Genomic DNA, 20,118 nt, shown 5'->3' on the forward strand with positions numbered 1-20,118 from the left:
GTCCTGGTAGACTCTTCAGGTTGCCGTTCGATCGGCCGCGGATAAAGAGAGCTCACGCATCAGGCGTCGGGCACCGCGCAACAAGCAGAGAGGGGATCGAATCTATGGCACTGGAAGCAGACGTCAAGAAGGCGATCATCGAAGAGTACGCGACGCACCCCGGTGACACCGGATCCCCCGAGGTGCAGGCCGCGATGCTGACGCAGCGCATCAAGGACCTCACCGAGCACCTGAAGGAGCACAAGCACGACCACCACTCGCGTCGTGGCCTGTTCCTGCTCGTGGGTCAGCGCCGTCGTCTGCTCGGCTACCTCCAGAGCGTCGACATCGAGCGTTACCGCTCGCTGATCGCACGCCTGGGTCTCCGCCGATAAGGCGCAGCGAGCCAGCGTACAATCGCGCAGAACATTCTTGAGAAGGCCGTCCCTGGTGTGGGGCGGCCTTCGTCATTGTCGGGGTTGACCTCCTACAAGCTTTCCATTAGGAAAGTAGTGAGCTTTCCAGATGGAAAGCGAAGGGGGTCACGCGATGGAGCAGAAGCCGGTCCAAGGACACGAAGCGCTCCCGCCTCCCAGTGCGGACATCGCCCGACAGTATCTCGATGAGGCGGACGCCGCGGTGAACCGGCGCGCCCGCGCAGTGGACCGGCGGTCGTTGGCGTGGCTGCAGCTCGTGAACGCGGTGACCACGTCGGTGTACCTCGTCGCTCTGGCTGCGGCGATACGCGGTCACGGCGGTGTGACGCCGCAGGTCTTCGTCTTCAGCTTTCTCATGTGGGGGCAGCTCTCCACGGGCATGGCTCAGCGCAGCGGGATGCAGCTGCGCCTGACGTGGTCGCGCTGGCCCGCGCTGGTGGCTGGCGGGGCGCTGACGATCGCGGCTCTCGTCGTCTTCGGCTTCGCGATCTTCGATCCGGGGTTCCCGGCCATCGGCGTGTGGATCCCGGCCATCCTCATACTGGTCGGGTTCGGTGGGTACGGTGCGGTGCAGCTCGCTCGTGCATCCGGCGACCCACGGCCACCGCGGTCGACGCCGAAGCCGCTTCCTCGCGGCATCCGATGGGGAACCATCTGCGTCGGAGTCGCTCTCGGAGTGATGGCGATGCTGGGCTCGGCGCCCGACGGGTTGTTGGCGAGCACGCTTCTCCTGCTCGTCCTGCTGATGACCTTCGCATGGCTCGTCGCGGCGCGCAGCGAGATGGGCCTCCCGGCGATCGGCGCGTCGTGGCGCTGGCCGCACCTCGTCGCTTTCGCTGTCGCCGCAGGCGCGCTGACGCTGCTCGTGCTGCTCGACGGCGTTCCGATCGGCCTCGGATTCGTCGGCGGCCTGGGCATCATCGCGCTGTTCATCGCCGTGTCCTTCATCCCCGGGCGTGATCTGCGTGACTGACATCCCGTCGGTGCCTCACCCGCGGACGCGACTCGACGACAACTTCGCATCGCCGATCCGCTTCTCGGTCCTGGCCTCGCTCGGGGACGGCATCGAGCTGGACTTCGCGACGCTGCGCGAGATCCTCCAGTGCGGTGACTCGCCGTTGAGCAAGGCCATTTCGCATCTGCAGGCCGCAGGGTACGTCGTGGCGCGCAAGGGCAGCCTCGGCAGCCGCCCTCGCACGTGGGTCTATTCGACGGCAGCGGGCCGCGCGGCCTTCGCCGGACACCTCCAGGCGTTGCGCGAGATCGTCGCGCTCGGAGGCGGCTCGGCGCTGTAGGTCACGTCAGGCGCTCGTCCCGACCAGGTCTGGATGATGGATCGCCGCCACGTCGGGGTGGGCGCGCAGTCGTGACTTCATGGCGTTCTCGCCGTAGGTGGCGTGGATGGGGTTGCTCGGGTCCTCGGTGATGCCGGTCGCCTCGGCGGCGAGGTCTGCCGGCAGTTCGAGGAGCGGCAGCTGCTGGTCGAGGGCGGGGTTGAAGAAGAACGGGATCGAGATGCGCTCCTCGGGCGCCTTCGGCGAGATCACGCGATGGTTGGTCGCCTTGAGGTAGCCGCCGGTCGCGTACTCGAGCAGTTCTCCGATGTTGACGACGAACGCTCCGGGGACCGGGGGAGCAGACACCCACTCGCCGTCGCGCTCCACCTGCAGCCCGCCCTTGCCCGGCTCCACCCAGAGCAGGGTGAGGACGCCGGAGTCCTTGTGCGCGCCGACACCCTGCTGGGGCTCCGGCTCATGGGTGCCCGGGTAGCGGACGATCTTGATGAGGGTCGACGGGTCACGGAAGGGTTCGTCGAAGTACGTCTCCTCCGCCCCGAGGGTGGTGGCCCAGGCTCGTAGCAGCTTGTGCGCGATCTCGGTCAGTGTGTCGTGCCATTCCGTGACGACCGCTTTGAGCTCGGGCTGCGCAGCGGGCCACAGGTTCGGGCCCACCAGGCGGTTGAAGGCCGGCCCGCCCTCGACGGGCTCGCGCTCCGGGCCGATGTCGATCTGCTCGCGCCAGTCGACCTTGCCCTGGGTCCGTTCTCCGCCGATGCGGGTGTACCCCCGGAAGTGCGGGCTGTTGACGTTCTCGATCGCGAGCTTGTCGTCGTCCGGCAGCGCGAAGAAATCCAGCGCCGCTCGATGCAGGCGCGCTTCCAGCTCGGGGGAGATCCCGGTGCCCGTGAGGTAGAAGAAGCCCACATCGTGGGTCGCGGCCCTGAGGTCGTCTCGGAATCGCGCGGCGGCCTCGGGGCCGGCATCGAGCTGGGACAGGTCGAGGATGGGGAGCGAGAGATCAGCCATTCACCGAGCGTAGATCGGTCCCGAGGGTGTGCGGCCGTGTGTTGCGTCGGATTACCGACCTCATCCCGAACGCCGATTTCGAGCGGGCGGGGATCTGGTGCTAACCTCCTTTAGGTAAGGGATGCCTTACCTTGGTCTTCTCCCAGAGAGTCTCCCTCCGTGTCTCCCTCCGTGCTCGCCACCTTCCTCATCGGTCTTCGTGAAGGCCTCGAGGCCGCGCTCGTCGTCGGCATCCTCGTCGCCTATCTTCGACGACTCGGACGCAGCGATGCTCTGCCGAGGCTCTGGGCCGGCGTGGGACTCGCGGTCGCGCTCGCCCTCGGCATCGGAGCCGTCCTGACCTTCGGAGCGTACGCTCTGACGTTCGAGGCGCAGGAGCTGATCGGAGGGCTGCTGTCACTGCTCGCGGTCGCCATGGTGACCTGGATGATCTTCTGGATGCAGAAGGCCGGTCGCACGATGAAGGCGACGCTCGAGGGCGGACTCGACCGCGCGCTGACCCAGGGAGGTATCTGGGCGCTGGTCGCGATCGGTTTCGTCTCGGTGGCTCGAGAGGGGATCGAGACCACTCTTCTGCTGTGGTCGATGGTCCAGTCCTTCGGAGGCGCGCCGTCCGCACTGATCGGAGCGGTGCTCGGCCTGCTCACGGCTGTGGTGATCGGCTGGCTTCTCGCGCGTGGCGCCATGCGACTCGACCTCCGTCGATTCTTCACCTGGACGAGCGGATTCCTCGTCATCGTCGCCGCCGGGGTGCTCGCCTACGCGATCATGGACCTCCAGGAGGCCGGTGCGCTTCCGGGCCCGTTCACCGCCGCCGCTCCGATCGACGCCGCGACCGGTGCCGTCGCCCTCGGCTGGGCGGCCTTCCCCTTCGGCTGGGCGCTCGACGTGACGAACGTCATCGCCCCTGACAGTGCCTGGGCCACGATCCTGCAGGCGACCGTCGGATTCATGCCGCGCATGACCTGGCTCCAGGTCGCCGCGTGGGTGCTGTATCTGGTCGTCGTCGGATTCTTCTTCGTCCGCGGGCTGTGCGCCCGCCGCCCCTCCGAACCTCGAACCCCGACCTCCGAAGAACAGGACCGGTCGGCATCCGCACTCACCCAGCAAGGAGCAGCATGACCACCTCTCGCCGAATCCTCGGTGTCGTCGCCGCCGCGGGCGCTGCAGCCCTCGTCCTGAGCGGCTGCGTCGCCAAGAGCGACGTCGCCGCCGGCGCGGCGTTCGACGTCTCGTCGACCGACTCGGAGTGCGCCGTGTCCGGCACGACCGCGAAGAGCGGAACGCTCACCTTCGACGTGACGAACGACAGCGGACAGACCTCGGAGTTCTACCTGCTCGCGGATGACGGGCTCCGTATCGTCGGCGAGGTCGAGAACATCGCACCCTCCGCATCGCGCACGCTGACGGTCGTCGCCCAGCCCGGGAAGTACTTCACGCTGTGCAAGCCGGGCATGATCGGCGACGGCGTCGGCAAGTCCGAGTTCACCGTGACAGGGGACCGGGTCGCCGTCGAGGGCGAGGACGCCGAGCAGAAGCAGCAGGCCGTCGATCTGTACGCCGCGTTCGTGAAGGACCAGGTCGGACAACTCGTGCCTGCGGTGGACGAGCTCGTCGCCGCCTACGAGTCGGGCGACGACGAGACCGCCCGCGCCCTCTTCCCGCAGACGCGGGCGTTCTACGAGCGCATCGAGCCCGTCGCCGAGGCCCTCGGCACGCTCGACCCGCGGATCGACTACCGCGAGGTCGACGCCGTCGCCGAGGGACTCGACTGGACGGGCTTCCACCGCATCGAGAAGGACCTCTGGGTTCCTGCGCAGGACGCTCTGAACGCCGACGGTGAGACGCCGGCCTGGCAGGATTGGGCACCGTCCACGACCGACGAGCGTGCCGACTACGGCGACCAGCTGCTCGCCGACGTGCAGGAGCTCTACGACTACGTGCACTCGGACGACTTCACCACCGCGCTGGACGACCAGGGCATCGGCGGAATCTCGAACGGCGCGATCGCGCTTCTCGACGAGGTCGCGACCGGCAAGATCTCGGGCGAGGAGGACTGGTGGTCGGGTACCGACCTCTACGACTTCGCGGCGAACGTCGAGGGTTCCAAGATGGCGTTCTCGCTCGTGCAGGACTTCGCCACCGCTCAGGGCGACGACGGCGCGGCGCTGGTGACCGAGATCGAGGACGGATACACCGCTCTCGAGGAGTCGCTCGCGGCTCACGGTTCCCTGGCGGACGGATTCGTCGGGTACTCCGAGCTGACCGACGCCGACAAGCGGGAGTTCACCGACCTCATCAACGCGCTCGCGGAGCCGCTGTCGCAGCTCACGGGCACCGTCCTCGACTGATTCGACGGGTACGATCTCGCAGGTGGAAGAAAGCTCGAAGGATGCCATGGTCGCCGACTCCGTGACGGGGGAGGCGGCCGCGGCGAACCCTGCCGCTGGTCTCAGCCGGCGAGGACTCCTCGGTCTCGCGATCGGCGGGGGAGTGGCTTCGCTCGCGGTCGGCATGGGCGCAGGCCTCGCCGGCGGGGTCGCACTCGGCCGGACCAGGGCTCACGCCGAGGCCGAGCACGCCTACGACTTCTTCGGTGCGCATCAGGCCGGGATCACCACCCCCGTCCAGGAGCACCTGCACTTCGCCTCGTTCGACATGATGCCCCGCACCGACCGCGACGACCTGGTCAGCCTGCTGCAGGATTGGACCTACGCCGCCTCTCGGATGTCCCAGGGGCTCGAGGTGAGCGCGACCGGCGCGGTCGGCGGCGATGCGGAGGTCCCGCCGGATGACACCGGAGAGGCGCTCGGGCTTCCTGCGGCGGGTCTCACGATCACGATCGGCTTCGGTCCGACCCTGTTCGAGAACGAGGACGGCGACCGGTACGGCATCGCGGAGCGACGCCCGGCCGCCCTCGTGCGCCTTCCCGCCTTCCTCGGTGACGACCTCGACCCGCAGACGTCCCACGGTGATCTCTGCATCCAAGCCTGCGCGGATGACCCTCAGGTCGCCGTTCATGCGATCCGCAATCTCAGCCGAATCGCCTTCGGGCGCGCGAAGCTGCGCTGGTCGCAGCTCGGCTTCGGCAAGACCTCCCGCACGACATCCGGTCAGGCGACCCCGCGGAACCTCTTCGGATTCAAGGACGGCACCGCGAACATCCTCGCCGACGACTCCGCCGCTCTCGACGAGAACGTCTGGGTGGCGCCATCCGACGAGCCCGCATGGATGGCGGGCGGCTCGTACCTGGTTGCCCGCAAGATCGCGATGCTGATCGAGACGTGGGATCGCGTGCGGCTCTCCGAACAGGATGCGATCATCGGGCGCGACAAGGGCGAGGGCGCCCCGTTGTCGGGCGGTGACGAGTTCGCCGCACCCGACTTCGGCACCTCGGCCATCGACGCCGACGCGCACGTGCGGTTGGCGCACCCGAGCCAGAACGACGGCATCCGCATCCTCCGCCGCGGGTTCAACTACGTCAACGGCAACAACGACCTCGGACGTCTCGACGCCGGGCTCTTCTTCCTCTCGTATCAGCGCGATCCCGCGCAGTTCATCACCCTGCAGCGACGGCTGTCCACCGATCGCATGAACGAGTACATCAGGCATGTCGGCTCGGGGATCTGGGCGATCCCCGCAGGTGCGACACCGGGGTCATACGTCGGGGTCGGTCTCTTCGCCTGACGCGAGTCCTCGCTCAGGTGTCGAGGGTGTCGACCGCGAATGCGGCCACGGCGTCCGCGCCGAAATGGTCGTCAGCCGTGATGGTCACGACCGCGTCGTCACGGAAGATCAGCAGCTGCCCATAGGCGCCGTGCAGACGCCAGCTCGGGCCGGGGCCGTCCCAGCCCGACATCGCGTAGCGCTCATAGCCGGGATTCGCGCCCGCCACCACCCAGTCGGAGTGCATCGCGTCGATCACTGAGGCCGGCACGAGGTGTCGTCCCTCCCACTCGCCGCGGTCGCGGATGAGGTGTCCGAGGCGTGCGAGCTCCTCCGTGCGCAGGGCGATGCCGCTCCCGGCGACGATGCGTCCCCGGGGGCAGCGCTCCCACTCGATGTCGTCGATGCCGAGCGGGCCGAGCAGCCGCGGGCGGAGGAACTCGACGACGTCGCCGACCCTCGCCGCGAGCACGGTCATCGCCGTGTAGGTGCTGGCGTTGGAGTACTGGAACACCCGCCCGCGCGACGGGCGTGAGAGGAACTCCCTCGCCAGATCGGGCCAATCCGTCATCAGGGTCTCGGACCAGGGGAGGTCGATGCCGCTCGACATGGACAGCAGGTGCCGGAGCGTGACCTGATCGACGCCGTCGCCGACCGTGAACTCCGGCAGGTACTGCGTCACCGGTGCGTCCGGTTCGATCAGGCCTTCGTCGGCGGCGAGCCCGACGGCGAGCACGCAGATGCCCTTCGCGACCGAGTGGATCTCCTCGCGGACGTCGGGCGTCCACCGATGTTCGGCGACATCGCCGCCGACACGGACGTGGAGTCCGTGGGCGCCGAATCCCGATTCGTCGACGTGCTCCACGATGCGGTCGCGGATCTGCTGGGCTCGCGTCATCGGCGCGGTTCGACCGGTGCGTGCGGAGGGCGAGGCCTGCGGGATCCGGTGGGATCGCTGCGGTGCCCCTCGCGGCCGGCGAGATCAGGGTCTCTGAAGAGCCAGCGGGGGCGCGGTTCGACGAGCGGTCGGAACACCCACCGCACCGGTTTCGTCGCGAGTGCGAGTGCCAGTGCGACCGAGAGCAGTGTCACCAGAGGCAACCACAGCCAGGTCGGGTCGAGATCGCGCAGGACGCCGGACTCGCGGAAGGGGTACAGGACGAACGAGTGCAGGAGGAACACGTACATCGTGTACTGGCCGAACCGCGTCCACCAGTATGTCCCTCGGGGGATCAGCGTGAAGAACGCCGCACTCAGCACCACGGCGAGCAGCATCAGTGCGATGCGCACGCCGCCGGCCCACCACTGCTCTCCGCCGAGATCGGCGTAGGCGTCCTCGTAGAACAGCCAGTGGCCGAGATCGATCTCCTTCCACACGTCGATCCAGTTCCAGGCGGCGAAGCCAGCGACTGCGAGGACCACGACGCTCGCGAGACGGATCCACCAGGGGCGGACGTCCAGAAGGCGCAGGCGAGACACGATGTCGCGCTCGCGCAGCCACCAGCCCAGAGTGAAGAACGGCAGCAGGCCGAGCGTGCGGGACAGGGAGAACGTGCTGTCGACGTTGGGGAGGTAGCCGACGCCGATGGAGATGATGACGGTCCACAGCAACGGCCATCGCAGCAGGGCGAGGTAGGGGAGCACGAGACGGAAGATGCCGAGAGCCAGGAGGAACCACAGCGTCCAGGACGGCTTGGTGAAGTTCGGATCTGCGTGTCCCTCGACGAGGAACTTCGTCAGGGTCCAGAGGAATTCGAAGATGAAATACGGGAGAAGGATGTCGGTGATCACGCGAGCCATCTGCACGCGGGTCGGCGAGCCCGACTTCGAGAAGTACCCCGAGATGATCGCGAACGCAGGCATGTGGAAGGCGTACAGCGCGAGATACGCCGCGAGTGCGATGTCGGAGTCGTAGGTGAGGCGTTGAATCGCGTGTCCGAGGACGACGAGGACGATGCAGGCGTACCGCGCGTTGTCCCAGAACGGGACGCGTCTGCGGGGCTTCTGGACGGATCCGGTGGCGGGGTTCGTCGTATCGGCTCCGGCACTGTGCATCCTCCGAGGCTACTCGGGGAATAATGTTGCTCGCATCGCGTTGACTCAGATACATTCAAATGAATAGAAGCGGGTGCAGGGCATCCGGTTCGGAGAAGACGGAGCAATCATGAGTGAGCAGGCAGGCGTCCCGGTGCAGTTCGGCATCATGTCGGTCAGCGACATCACCCGCGACCCCACCACCGGTGTCACGCCGAGTGAGCAGGAGCGGATCAAGGCCACCCTGGCGATCGCCAAGCACAGTGAAGAGGTCGGTCTCGACGTCTTCGCGATCGGCGAGCACCACAACCCTCCGTTCTGGTCCTCGAGCCCCACGACGTTCCTCGCCGCACTCGCCGCCCAGACCGAGCGGCTCATCGTGTCGACGTCGACGACGCTCATCACGACCAACGACCCTGTGCGCATCGCCGAGGAGTACGCGATGCTGCAGCACGTGTCCGACGGCCGAATGGACCTCATGCTCGGCCGCGGCAACACCGGACCGGTCTACCCGTGGTTCGGCAAGGACATCCGTCAGGGCCTCCCGCTCGCGATCGAGAACTACGCCCTGCTGCACAAGCTGTGGCGTGAGGATGTCGTCGACTGGGAGGGCAAGTTCCGCACCCCGCTGCAGGGCTTCACCTCGACTCCCCGTCCGCTCGACGGCGTCGCTCCGTTCGTCTGGCACGGCTCCATCCGTACGCCCGAGATCGCCGAACAGGCCGCCTACTACGGCGACGGCTTCTTCGCGAACAACATCTTCTGGCCGAAGGAGCACTACCAGCGTCTGATCGAGCTGTACCGCCAGCGCTACGCCCACTACGGACACGGCACGCCGGAGCAGGCGATCGTCGGTCTCGGCGGGCAGGTGTTCATGGCGGCGAAGTCGCAGGATGCGGTGAATCGGTTCCGCCCGTACTTCGACAACGCCCCGGTCTACGGACATGGGCCGAGCATGGAGGACTTCACCGAGATGACCCCGCTCACGGTCGGGTCGCCTCAGCAGGTCATCGACCGCTACGCCGCGATGCGCGAGCACTACGGGGACTACCAGCGCCAGCTGTTCCTGATCGATCACGCGGGTCTGCCCCTGAAGACGGTCCTCGAGCAGCTCGACATCCTCGGCTCCGAGGTCGTGCCGGTGCTCCGCAAGGAGCTGGCCAAGGATCGACCGGCGACCGTGCCGGACGCCCCGACGCACGCGGCCCGAGTGAAGGCGGAGTTCGGCGACGGGCCCACCCGTCAGGCGCGCCCGGGTGCGAACCGCGGCGACAACCTGACCGCGGACTCTCCGTACCAGGACACCCCGGCTCCGGCCGGTGCCGCCTTCGGACTCAGTCGGAAGGAGGCCTGAGATGGCCACTCGTCGGATCGCCGTCGTCTCGGCGGGGCTCTCGAACCCCTCGTCGACGCGGATGCTCGCGGATCGTCTCGCGGCCGAGACCGTGAAGGCGCTCGCCGCTCACGACCTCGACGCCAGCGTCGACGTGATCGAGCTGCGCGATTACGCGCACGACATCACGAACAACCTGCTCACGGGGTTCGCGCCGCCGGCGCTGGAGACCGCGATCAACACCGTCGTGTCGGCGGATGCGCTGATCGCCGTCACGCCGATCTTCTCCACGAGCTACAACGGACTGTTCAAGTCGTTCATCGACGTGCTCGACCCGGACGCGCTCACCGGCAAACCGGTGCTGATCGGAGCGAACGCCGGCACTGCCCGGCACTCGCTCGCGATCGACTACGCGATCCGTCCGCTGTTCGCCTACCTGCACGCCGAGGCCGTCTCGACGGGTGTGTTCGCGGCGTCCAGCGATTGGGGCGGAGCCGGTGACGATGTGGCACCCCTCGCGAAGCGTGTCGAGAAGGGCGCCCGTGAGCTCGCTGAGGCGATCGCGCGTCGCGAGACGGCTGCGGTCGCGGATCCCTACGACCCGGCCACCTATCTCGGTGAAGGACGCTCGTTCGGGCACATGCTCGGCGGCCTCGCCGGAGAATGAACGATGCCCCGGCTCGACCGGGACATATGCAGGGCCATGAGGCCGTAGACGATGTCCGAAGGGCGTCGTACGGTGACCTCATGGCCCTTCGTTCTGTGCTCGAATCCGCGCGGGATGCCCTGCGCGGCGACCTCATCCTCCCCGGCGACGAATCCTTCGAAGCTGCTCGCCGTCCGTGGAACCTGGCGATCGAACAGCATCCGGCGGGCGTTGCGGTGCCGGCTGATCTGCGCGATCTGCGCACGCTTCTCCACACCGCGCGCGACGCGGGAGTGAGGCTCGCGGTGCAGCCCACCGGTCACGGAGCCGACGGAGACCTCGCCGAGGCCGTCATCGTCCGCATGGCCGCCTTCGACGAGCTCTCGGTCGACCTCGGATCCGGTGTCGTCCGGGTCGGCAGCGGAGTCCGGTGGGGTGCCGTCGTCGAGGCGCTCGAAGGAACCGGCTGGGTGGCTCCTGCCGGTACGAGCCCGGTCGTCGCCGTCGCGGGGTACACCCTGGGCGGCGGCCACTCCTGGTTCAGCCGCACGGCGGGACTGGGGTCCGACAACCTCAGGGCCGCGTGGGTGCCGCGCGGCGACGGAACCCACGAGCGGATCGATGACGAGAGCGACCCGGAGCTGATGTGGGCGCTTCGCGGCGCGGGCGGCATCGTCGGAATCGTGACGGCACTCGAGATCGACCTCGTGCCCGCGCCGACGCTGTGGGGCACCGAGCTCGCTTTCGACGCCGCAGACGCCGGGTCGGTGATGCGGGCTGTCCGAGACCTGTCCGCGGACGCCCCGACGTCGCTCAACGTGTTCGTGAACTCGATGCGCATGCCCGACACCCCGCAGCTGCCCGAGGAGATACGCGGACGCAGCTTCCTCACCGTGCAGGCGCTGTCCACGGTCGGGGCCGCTGACGACCTGATCGACCGCGTTCGGCGAGCCGGTACCGTTCGGCGTGAGGTCTCAGGGGCGACGTCACCGAAGTCCGTCGCCGCAGCGAGCGGCGAACCCACCGAGCCGACGCCGGGCAAGGGAGTGTCTGCCGCGCTCTCGTCGCTCGACGACACGACGATCGACGACCTCTTCCGCTTCCGCGGGCTGCCGGAGCAGTGGCCGATCATGGGCATCGAGATCCGGATGCTGGGTGGCGCGGTGGATGACCCGAGGCGATCGGGATTCGCGACGCTCCAGGGTGTCGATTGGCTGCTCCACGCGCTCGTGCCCGTCTTTCCGGGAGTGCCGAGCGAACCGGGTGACGCGAGCATGTCGGGTTTCCGAGACGTGTTGGCCCGGGCCGCCGCACCGCAGACGGTCCCGACCTTCCTCGGTCCGGGAGAGACTCTCGAGCGGTGCGGTGACCCAGAGTCGATCGGTCGTCTCCGCGAGGTCAGGGCTGCTGCAGATCCGGAATCGCTGATCCACGAGGGTCGGCTCCCGCGCTGACTGCGGACGTCGACCACAGGGCAGTACCTGCGCCGTCCGAACAGATGGGGCCGGCGCTGGGACGCACGGGCGTCAGTCGTCTCCACCAGCGCGTCGGATCCAGCTGTACTCCGTTTCGGGGCGTCCACGTGCGCCGTACCGGGCGCTGCGTGTGATGATGCCCGAATCGGTGAGATGCTCCAGGTACCTCCGCACGGACACCCGCGACATCCCGAGCCGCGCGGCCGCCTCGCTCGCCGACACCGCGGCGCCGGAGGAACGCAGCTCGGACGTCACCTTCTGCAGCGTGGCCGCCGACAGTCCCTTGGGAATCGGGATCGTCCCGGTCGTGCGTCCGAGAAGCGCATCGATCTCCGCCTGGGTCGCCTCGCCGGCCGTCGACCGCGCCTGCTCCCGATACGTTCGATAGGCGGTCAGGCGCTCGTGGAACACCGCGAACGGGAACGGCTTCACGAGGTACTGGTACACCCCGAGAGCGGCCATCTGCCGCACGGTCTCGGCATCGCGCACACCGGTGATCGCGACCACGTCCACAGCCGCCGCGCGGGAACGGAGCCCGCGGAGCACGTCGATGCCCGAGCCGTCGGGCATCGTGATGTCGAGGAGGACGAGATCGAAAGGCTCCTCGGGTGGCTGTTCGAGCACCGCCCTGAGCGCGGCACGGGCTCCGGTGCACTCGCCGCCGACGACGAAGCCGTCGATCCTCTCGAGGTACGAGCGATGGAGTTCGAGCGTCAGAGCGTCGTCGTCGACGATCAGGGTGCGGATCACGGTGTCCTCCGTCCTCTCGCCGGTGGGAGGACGACGGTGAAGGTGGTCGGATGAGCGGTGAGCTCCACGGAGCCGCCCGCCCCGACGACGACCGCCTCCACGAGGGCGAGTCCGACGCCTCGCCCCTGCGCGCCCGCCGGTTTCGTCGAGTACCCGTGGGCGAAGACGCGCTGGCGCAGTTCGGAGGGGATGCCGTCACCGCCGTCCGACACCTCCAGGATGATTCCGCCCCCCGTCGAGGGCCGCAGCACCACCTCGACCCAGCGCTCGGTGCCCGCCGCTGCGGCATCCATGGCGTTGTCGATCAGGTTGCCGAGCACGGCGACGCTGTCGACGGGGGAGAGGGGTGACGCGGGGGTGTCCGGGTCGATGCGGACCCGCCAGTCGATTCCGCGCTCCCTGGCCTGTGACGCCTTGCCGAGCAACAGCGCGCCCACTGCAGGGTCGCGGGCCTGCCGTGCGGTCACCTGATCGACGAGGGACTGGCTCTGGCGCGAGGTCGCGGTCAGGATCTCGATCGCCTCGTCGGTGCGCCCCAGCTCGAGGAGCGCGACGGCGGTGTGCATCCGATTGCCGTGCTCGTGCGTCTGGGCGCGCAGCGCGTCTCCGAGCGTGCGCAGCGATTCGTACGACGACACGGCGTCACGTACCTTCCCCGGTGGCAGGTCCCCGGCGATCCCCCGGGTGAATCGACGCGCGATCCAGGCACCGAGAGCGCCCAGGGCGACCAGTCCGACCGTGATGCCGATCGAGAGCGGCAGGCGGCGGATCAGGGTCTCGGAGATGGATTCGATCGTGACCCCGGACGACACCCAGCCGTGCAGTTCGCCTCCGGACGCGACCACGGGCACGATGGTCCGCACCGAGGGGCCCAGGGTGCCGGTGAAGACCTCGGTGAGCGTGCGCGGCGCGTCGGGGATCGTGCCGAGATAGTCTCCGCCGATCTGATCGAGATCGGGGTGTGTGAGTCGTGTTCCGTCGGGCGTCATGATCGTCACGAAGTCGAGACCGGCGTCCGCGATCACCTCGAGCGTGTACGGCTCGAGCACTCGGGTCGCGTCGCCCGGCTCATCGGACGCGAGCGCGTCGATCACGAGTGGGGATGAGGCGAGCGTCGCCGCTGTGGCAGCGGTCACGCGCTCCGCTTCCGCATGGGTGGCGCGCTGCGCATCCACGACGAGGAAGACGGCCACCAGGGCGCCCACCACGACCGCTGCTGCCAACAGCACGAGGAAGACCCGGGAAGCGATGCTCCTCGTGTCGCGGGCGTGGCTCATCGCGTCCTTCCGATCGTCGGTGATCGCGGAGTCCGGGATACCGGTGGTGACCAATACGACCACAAATGGTGCTGCCGAGGGAAGTCCGCGACGGTGAGCTTACCGAAGGCGAGGGCGCCTGCGGGCATGAGACGACGACGTTCATGATCAAGGAGGAAAACATGGCCATCACGACAGGGTTCTCGCTTCCCGGTTTCCACTGGCGGCGGGGCAAGCAGGCCTGGGACAGGCACACCTGGCTGTACGTGTCGGTGATCATCGCCGTCGTGCTCGGTGCGGCGGTCGGCCTGATCTGGCCGGAGGTGGGCCAGAGCCTCGAGCCGATCGGCAAGGGCTTCGTGTCGCTCATCAAGATGATGATCGCGCCGATCATCTTCTGCACGATCGTGGTCGGCGTCGGCTCGATCGCGAAAGCGGCGACGGTCGGCAAGATCGGCGGCCTGGCGCTGCTGTACTTCATGGTCATGTCCACGTTCGCGCTCGCGATCGGCCTGGTCGTCGGCAACATCATCCACCCGGGTGCCGGCCTCGACATGGCGAACTCGAGCTACGACGCGACCGACACCGAGGCCAAGACCACCACGGAGTTCATCCTCGGGATCATCCCCACGACCTTCTTCTCGGCGTTCACGGGCGAGAGCGTCCTGCAGGTGCTCTTCATCGCCCTGCTGGTGGGCTTCGCGCTCCAGGGACTCGGGGAGAAGGGCGCCCCGATCATGGATGCCGTCAAGAACCTGCAGAAGCTCGTGTTCCGCATCCTCGGCATGATCCTGTGGCTCGCGCCCCTCGGCGCCTTCGGAGCGATCGCGGCGGTGGTCGGCAAGACCGGCATCGCAGCCATCTGGAGCCTCGGCGTGCTCATGATCGCGTTCTACATCACGTGCATCCTCTTCATCGTGGTGGTGCTGGGAACCCTGCTGTACGCGGTCACCCGCGTCAACATCTTCAGCCTGGTCAAGTACCTCGCACGTGAGTACCTGTTGATCGTCGGTACCTCGTCGTCGGAGTCCGCGCTTCCGCGCCTCATCGCGAAGATGGAGCACATCGGCGTCTCTAAGCCGGTCGTCGGCATCACCGTGCCGACGGGGTACTCGTTCAACCTCGACGGAACCGCGATCTACCTGACCATGGCGTCGCTCTTCATCGCCACAGGAATGGGACAGCCGATGTCGATCGGTGAGCAGATCGGACTCCTGGTGTTCATGATCATCGCCAGCAAGGGAGCCGCCGGTGTCACCGGTGCGGGGCTCGCGACGCTCGCCGGTGGTCTGCAGGCCTACCGTCCCGATCTGGTCGACGGCGTCGGCGTGATCGTGGGCATCGACCGTTTCATGTCCGAGGGGCGCGCGCTCACCAACTTCACCGGCAACGCGGTCGCCACCCTCCTGATCGGCACGTGGACTCGTCAGATCGATCGCGACCGCGTGCAGCAGGTGCTCAGCGGTGCGCTGCCCTTCGAGGAGTCGCAGCTCGACGGCGTGGACGAGCACGGGATGGCCGACGAGCGGGATGCCGTCGACGTCCAGGGCCTCAAAGAGTCCGCCCTCGACGAGATGGCGGCGAAGGAGGAGCGGGCTCGGCTTCGCGCCACGCGGAACTGACCTTCAGCGGAAAAGAGGGATGCGGGGGTCGACGTGTCGTCGGCTCCCGCATCCGTATGGTCAACCGCTCTTGCGTCGGAACTCGCGCCGCGTCTGCGGGGCCGGCGCGCCGTGGACAGCGGAGTCGCCGTCCAGGTGGGCCTCGCCCTGCCGGTGGTGCGCGTTCTTCTTCTCGAGCGCTTCCTTGAACTTGCGCTTCATCTCCTCGCTGGAGGAGGCGCCTTCTTCGGTGCTCATGTTCGCCAGCCTAGGGCACGCCTCTGATGGGCGGGGAGGATTACCGCCGTGCTCTGCGGGAGGCGAGATCGATCACCGCACCGAGACCGAGTGCGACCGCCACGGACACCCCGACGGCCACCACCGGGCCACCGGGAACGAGAGCGGCGACGACGGCGCCCACGGATGCCTGATACGTCGCCCACCCGAACGCCGCCACGGTCACCAGACACAGATACCGACCGGGATGTATGCGCGACGCGCCGGCGACGAGGTTGATGGCCAGACGCGCGAAAGGAACGAAGCGGGCCGTGAACAGCACCGTGGCCGTTCCGCCGTCGAGTCGGCGTCGCGCCCAGGCGAGAGCCTGACGAACGCGAGGCGTCCGCATCCACCGCCAGCGTTCCGTCCCGACCGTGCGACCGATCAGATAGCAGGCGCCGTCGCCTGCCGCGGCTGCGACTCCCGCGCAGACGATCACCGCCCACAGGGGAGGCACACCCGACGACGAGGAGACGGCGCCGAGCGCGGTGACGGCGATCTCGCCCGGCACGACGACGAAGAACGCGTCACCGAGTACGAGGAGGCTCATGATGGCGAGGGCCCAGGGACCGGTGAGCAGATCGGACACGGCTCCAGAGTGCTCGGCGCAGGTGAACGGGAACCAACGTCCGGATAGCCGGTGACGCGCGATCCAGCATCCGGTGAACTTCTGGTGATTCAGGGCACTTCGTGTCTTCGGCAGGCGTCGTCGACGGCATCCTGAGCATGTGAGAGTCGCGATCGTCACAGAGTCCTTCCTTCCGCACATGAACGGTGTCACCGGATCCGTCCTGCAGATCCTGAAGCACCTCGAGCGCACGGGCCATGAGGCGCACGTGATCGCACCCGATGCCGTCGGCATCCCCACCGAGATCAGCGGCGCGGCGATCGAACCCATCCCGAGTCTCGCGCTCCCCGGGTACCGCAATGTGCGGGTGGGGACCTCACCCGCCCACCGGGTCGCGGCGTCCCTTCGTCACTTCCGACCCGACGTCGTGCACCTCGCGTCGCCCTTCGCGCTGGGCTGGCGAGGAGCGCTCGCCGCAGAGCGTCTCGACGTCGCCGCGGTCGCCGCCTACCAGACCGATGTCGCCGCGTACACGGAGCGATACCGGGTCCCCGCGACGACCGGCATCGCACATTCGCACATCGCGCGGCTCCACCGTCGGGCGACCCTCACGCTCGCGCCGTCGGCAGACTCCGCCGAGCGGCTCGCCTCCCTCGGGGTCGATCGGGTACGCCGGTGGGGCAGAGGGGTGGACGCCGAGCGGTTCCAGCCCTCTCGCCGCAGCGTCGAGCTGCGAGCGCAGTGGGGTGGTGATGTCGTCATCGGATACGTCGGCCGCCTCGCGCCCGAGAAGCAGGTCGAGGACCTGGTCGCACTGCAGAGCATCCCCGGGGCCAGACTCGTGATCGTCGGGGACGGACCCAGCCGAGCGAGGCTCGAGTCGCTGATGCCGCACGCGATCTTCCTCGGCCACCTCGACGGGGGAGCGCTCGCCGCCGCGATGGCCTCGTTCGACGTGTTCGTGCACCCGGGAGAGAGCGAGACCTTCGGACAGACGCTGCAGGAGGCGCATGCGAGCGGGGTACCCGTCGTCGCCACCGGACGAGGCGGCCCCCTGGACCTCGTCAGGATGGGGATCGACGGATGGCTCTACCGCCCGGGTGACCTCGACGACCTGCGCATGAGGGTCGCCGACCTCGCCGGAGACGAGCGTAAGCGCAGAGCATTCGGCGCGGCCGGACATGAGGCCGTGCAGGGGCGCAGCTGGGCGAGCGTGTGCGACCAGCTACTGGGGCACTTCGACGAAGCGAGGATGCTCCGCGCCGTGGACTCAGGGCTCCGTGCACGTCGTCTGACCCGCCCGGAGATCACCGCCCCCGTCGAGGCCCGTCGCTGGCAGCGCTACGTCGCGATGGGGGACTCGCTCACCGAAGGCCTCTGCGACCCGGCGCCCGACGGCGCCCTGCGCGGATGGGCGGACCGCCTCGCACTCCTGCTCGCCGCCCGGGGCGGCCTGCACTACGCGAACCTCGCGATCAGGTCGAAACGCGTCCGGGACGTCTGCGAGATCCAGCTCCCCCGTGCCCTCGAGCTCGAACCGGACCTCGTGTCGATCCTCATCGGCGCGAACGACCTGGTGAAGCCGACCGTCGACATCCCTGCGCTCGCCGCAGAGGTCGAGCGGGCGGTGAGGCGGCTCCGGGGCATCGGAGCGGATGTCGTGCTGGTCACGCCGTTCCTCCCTCGTCGACGGGCTGCGGCGATCTACTCCCGGCGCTTCGCGGCCTTCGCGACAGCGCTCGCGGGCATCGCCGCCCGCACAGGGGCGGTCCTGATCGACACTGACCTGCACCCGACCCTTCCGGATCGGCCGAACTGGGGCGAGGACCTCGTGCACCTCAGCAGCCGCGGTCACCGCTTCCTCGCGTACCGAGTGGGCGAGGTGCTGGCCGTCCCGCACGCCGACGCTCTGGGCGCTCTCGACGCTGCACTGCACGAGCACGAGTCGATCGGTGCGGGGCTGTGGTGGCGCAGACACGCGCTGCCCTGGGTGTGGCGCCGGATGCACGGTCGTACCGCCGGCGACGGGCGCACGGCGAAGCACGACGATTACGTGTATCTGGGCAGGTCGAACTCGCCCAGCGGAGTGCGGGTGAGCTGACGGGCCCGAGGCGAGCGCGCCTGTCGCTCGAGTGGCCGGGTCGGGGCCGTGACGCGTGGACCCGCGTGCGATCAGCGGCGCCCCATGCCGTGATACGTCCATCCGGCGGCGCGCCAGGCGGCCGCGTCGAGACAGTTCCGGCCGTCGATCATGACTCGTCCCGCGACGAGGGACCCGGCGTGCTCGGGGGTCATCTCGCGGCGGTAGAGGTCCCACTCCGTGACGATCACGACGGCATCCGCGTCTCGCAGCGCCTCGTCGCGCTCGGCGGCGTAGCCGAGCTGCGGGTGCGCGGCCATCGCATTGTCGAGAGCGGCAGGGTCCGTGACGATCACGTCCGCGCCGAGACCGCGCAGTCGCACCGCCACATCGAGGGCGGGGGAGTCGCGGATGTCATCGCTGAAGGGCTTGAACGCGGCTCCGAGCACCGCGATCCGCCGTCCGAACACGAGCCCACCCAGGGCGTCGACGACGAGCTGGACGGCTCTGTCACGTCGCCGGAGGTTGATCGAGTCGACCTCGCGCAGGAATCCGACGGCCTCGGCTCGCCCCAGCTCCTCGGCCCGTGCGGCGAAGGCGCGGATGTCCTTCGGAAGACAGCCGCCGCCGAACCCGATGCCCGAGCCCAGATATCTCCGTCCGATCCGGGTGTCATGCCCGAGCGCGTCCGCGAGGAGGGCGACATCTGCACCCGCGGCCTCCGCGATCTCGGCCATCGCGTTGATGAACGAGATCTTGGTCGCGAGGAAGGCGTTCGCGGCGCCCTTGACGAGTTCGGCCGTCGCCAGATCGGTCACGAGGAACGGCGTCCCCGCCTCGACCGCGGGGCGATACGCCTCGCGGAGGAGGTCGGCGGCTCGTTCGCCATCGTCCCCGGAGGGAACACCCACCACGAGGCGGTCGGGCGAGATCGTGTCGTGTACCGCCCAGCCCTCGCGGAGGAACTCGGGGTTCCACACCAGGGTCGCGCCGGAGTCGGCGACCGCGGTGCTCAGGCGCTCGGCCGTGCCCACCGGCACCGTCGACTTGCCGGCCACCACGTCACCGCGGCGCAGATGGGGGAGCAGCGCGTCCACGGCGGCGTCGACGAAACGAAGGTCTGCCGCGTGCCCGCCCGAGATCTGTGGAGTGCCGACAGCGATGAAGTGGACGGCTGCCCCGGATGCCTCCGACATCTCGGTGCTGAATCGCAATCGACCTGAGGCGAGGCCCTCCTGCAGGAGCTCAGCGAGCTGTGGCTCGAAGAACGGCGCGGCGCCGCTCGTCAGCACCGCGACCTTCTGCGCGTCGACGTCGATGCCGACGACGTCGTGTCCGAGAGAGGCCATCGCTGCGGCGTGCACGGCACCGAGGTACCCGCATCCGATCACTGACATGCGCATGATGTCAGGACAGCGGATGCCCCTCACGCGCCGGCATCCGATCGGTGAACGCCGCGTGGCCGTCGCGTGTCCGAACATCCGGATGGCGCAGTCGCGGGGGTTTCCGGGGCGCCGCTGATAGGCTGGACGAGGTCGACGTCTGTCGGCCGCACAACTTCATATCGACTCATGGAGCGATCGGCGGAGAGCTGGTCCCCTGTGGTGGGTTCCTCGGCGGGTCGTCGGGTGGCTTTCTACTGGTGGCCAGCGCAGGTGACATTCGCGGGATTGCCCGCGCGCCCGTATCCGGCTGCATCCGCTCCTTC

The 20,118-nt window shown here is 68.5% G+C and carries 19 protein-coding genes; 11 read left to right on the forward strand and 8 right to left on the reverse strand.

Features of this window, described 5'->3' with window-relative positions; translation table 11 throughout:
* Nucleotides 1-104 precede the first annotated feature (104 nt).
* The 3 genes from rpsO (at nt 105) to JOF42_RS09860 (ending at nt 1,711) form a co-directional block, all read left to right on the forward strand.
* Nucleotides 105-374 carry a 30S ribosomal protein S15 gene (gene rpsO / locus JOF42_RS09850; protein WP_017203073.1) on the forward strand — a complete coding sequence of 90 codons (270 nt, stop codon included), beginning with the start codon at nt 105-107 and terminating at the stop codon, nt 372-374.
* Nucleotides 375-528: 154 nt separating this feature from the next.
* Entirely contained in the window at nt 529-1,389 is an 861-nt protein-coding gene (locus tag JOF42_RS09855; RefSeq protein WP_210097699.1) for a hypothetical protein, read from the forward strand.
* Complete coding sequence (locus JOF42_RS09860) at nt 1,382-1,711, forward strand: transcriptional regulator (protein WP_259159494.1); 330 nt, start codon at nt 1,382-1,384, stop codon at nt 1,709-1,711. Before JOF42_RS09855 ends, JOF42_RS09860 begins: the two co-directional genes overlap by 8 nt.
* Before the next feature lie 6 nt (nt 1,712-1,717).
* Here JOF42_RS09860 and JOF42_RS09865 read toward each other — a convergent pair whose 3' ends face one another.
* Nucleotides 1,718-2,722, reverse strand: coding sequence for an isopenicillin N synthase family dioxygenase (locus tag JOF42_RS09865; RefSeq protein WP_210097700.1), 1,005 nt, complete (start codon nt 2,720-2,722; stop codon nt 1,718-1,720).
* Nucleotides 2,723-2,893: 171 nt separating this feature from the next.
* Between JOF42_RS09865 and efeU the strand changes: the two genes are divergently transcribed.
* From efeU to efeB, 3 genes are read left to right on the forward strand one after another with little or no spacing between them, the layout of a single operon-like run.
* A complete protein-coding gene (gene efeU, locus JOF42_RS09870) occupies nt 2,894-3,844 on the forward strand; it encodes an iron uptake transporter permease EfeU (RefSeq protein WP_210099158.1) in 951 nt (316 codons plus the stop codon).
* Entirely contained in the window at nt 3,841-5,073 is a 1,233-nt protein-coding gene (gene efeO / locus JOF42_RS09875) for an iron uptake system protein EfeO (RefSeq protein ID WP_210097701.1), read from the forward strand. The genes efeU and efeO overlap by 4 nt, the downstream gene beginning before the upstream one ends.
* A 46-nt stretch (nt 5,074-5,119) precedes the next feature.
* Nucleotides 5,120-6,409 (forward strand): iron uptake transporter deferrochelatase/peroxidase subunit, encoded by a 1,290-nt coding sequence (gene efeB / locus JOF42_RS09880; protein WP_210099159.1) that lies wholly within the window; start codon nt 5,120-5,122, stop codon nt 6,407-6,409.
* Nucleotides 6,410-6,422: 13 nt separating this feature from the next.
* On the opposite strand, the gene JOF42_RS09885 is transcribed toward efeB, so the two are convergent.
* Together JOF42_RS09885 and JOF42_RS09890 are read right to left on the reverse strand one after the other, a co-directional pair.
* Nucleotides 6,423-7,286 carry a serine hydrolase domain-containing protein gene (locus JOF42_RS09885; RefSeq protein WP_210097702.1) on the reverse strand — a complete coding sequence of 288 codons (864 nt, stop codon included), beginning with the start codon at nt 7,284-7,286 and terminating at the stop codon, nt 6,423-6,425.
* On the reverse strand, nt 7,283-8,443 hold the full coding sequence (locus JOF42_RS09890) for an acyltransferase family protein (protein ID WP_210097703.1): 1,161 nt from the start codon (nt 8,441-8,443) through the stop codon (nt 7,283-7,285). The genes JOF42_RS09885 and JOF42_RS09890 overlap by 4 nt, the downstream gene beginning before the upstream one ends.
* A gap of 109 nt (nt 8,444-8,552) precedes the next feature.
* Between JOF42_RS09890 and JOF42_RS09895 the strand changes: the two genes are divergently transcribed.
* The 3 genes from JOF42_RS09895 (at nt 8,553) to JOF42_RS09905 (ending at nt 11,855) form a co-directional block, all read left to right on the forward strand.
* Nucleotides 8,553-9,776 carry an LLM class flavin-dependent oxidoreductase gene (locus JOF42_RS09895; RefSeq protein ID WP_210097704.1) on the forward strand — a complete coding sequence of 408 codons (1,224 nt, stop codon included), beginning with the start codon at nt 8,553-8,555 and terminating at the stop codon, nt 9,774-9,776.
* Between the two features lies 1 nt (nt 9,777).
* Entirely contained in the window at nt 9,778-10,422 is a 645-nt protein-coding gene (locus tag JOF42_RS09900) for an FMN reductase (RefSeq protein WP_210097705.1), read from the forward strand.
* An 80-nt stretch (nt 10,423-10,502) separates the two neighbouring features.
* Nucleotides 10,503-11,855 (forward strand): FAD-binding oxidoreductase, encoded by a 1,353-nt coding sequence (locus JOF42_RS09905; protein WP_210097706.1) that lies wholly within the window; start codon nt 10,503-10,505, stop codon nt 11,853-11,855.
* 72 nt (nt 11,856-11,927) lie between these two features.
* On the opposite strand, the gene JOF42_RS09910 is transcribed toward JOF42_RS09905, so the two are convergent.
* A complete protein-coding gene (locus tag JOF42_RS09910; protein ID WP_210097707.1) occupies nt 11,928-12,626 on the reverse strand; it encodes a response regulator in 699 nt (232 codons plus the stop codon).
* On the reverse strand, nt 12,623-13,903 hold the full coding sequence (locus tag JOF42_RS09915; RefSeq protein WP_210097708.1) for a sensor histidine kinase: 1,281 nt from the start codon (nt 13,901-13,903) through the stop codon (nt 12,623-12,625). The genes JOF42_RS09910 and JOF42_RS09915 overlap by 4 nt, the downstream gene beginning before the upstream one ends.
* A gap of 161 nt (nt 13,904-14,064) precedes the next feature.
* Between JOF42_RS09915 and JOF42_RS09920 the strand changes: the two genes are divergently transcribed.
* Nucleotides 14,065-15,504, forward strand: a complete 1,440-nt coding sequence (locus JOF42_RS09920; RefSeq protein ID WP_210097709.1) for a cation:dicarboxylate symporter family transporter — start codon at nt 14,065-14,067, stop codon at nt 15,502-15,504.
* Nucleotides 15,505-15,564: 60 nt separating this feature from the next.
* On the opposite strand, the gene JOF42_RS09925 is transcribed toward JOF42_RS09920, so the two are convergent.
* Nucleotides 15,565-15,741 (reverse strand): DUF5302 domain-containing protein, encoded by a 177-nt coding sequence (locus JOF42_RS09925; RefSeq protein ID WP_091232420.1) that lies wholly within the window; start codon nt 15,739-15,741, stop codon nt 15,565-15,567.
* Between the two features lie 40 nt (nt 15,742-15,781).
* A complete protein-coding gene (locus JOF42_RS09930) occupies nt 15,782-16,351 on the reverse strand; it encodes a DedA family protein (RefSeq protein WP_307803580.1) in 570 nt (189 codons plus the stop codon).
* A gap of 178 nt (nt 16,352-16,529) precedes the next feature.
* On the opposite strand from JOF42_RS09930, the gene JOF42_RS09935 reads away from it, so the two are divergent.
* Complete coding sequence (locus tag JOF42_RS09935) at nt 16,530-18,431, forward strand: GDSL-type esterase/lipase family protein (protein ID WP_245340778.1); 1,902 nt, start codon at nt 16,530-16,532, stop codon at nt 18,429-18,431.
* A 71-nt stretch (nt 18,432-18,502) separates the two neighbouring features.
* Here JOF42_RS09935 and JOF42_RS09940 read toward each other — a convergent pair whose 3' ends face one another.
* Complete coding sequence (locus JOF42_RS09940; RefSeq protein WP_210097711.1) at nt 18,503-19,813, reverse strand: UDP-glucose dehydrogenase family protein; 1,311 nt, start codon at nt 19,811-19,813, stop codon at nt 18,503-18,505.
* Nucleotides 19,814-20,118: the final 305 nt, after the last annotated feature.

The organism is Microbacterium phyllosphaerae, assembly GCF_017876435.1.
In the GTDB taxonomy this organism is placed as follows: Bacteria; Actinomycetota; Actinomycetes; order Actinomycetales; family Microbacteriaceae; genus Microbacterium; species Microbacterium phyllosphaerae.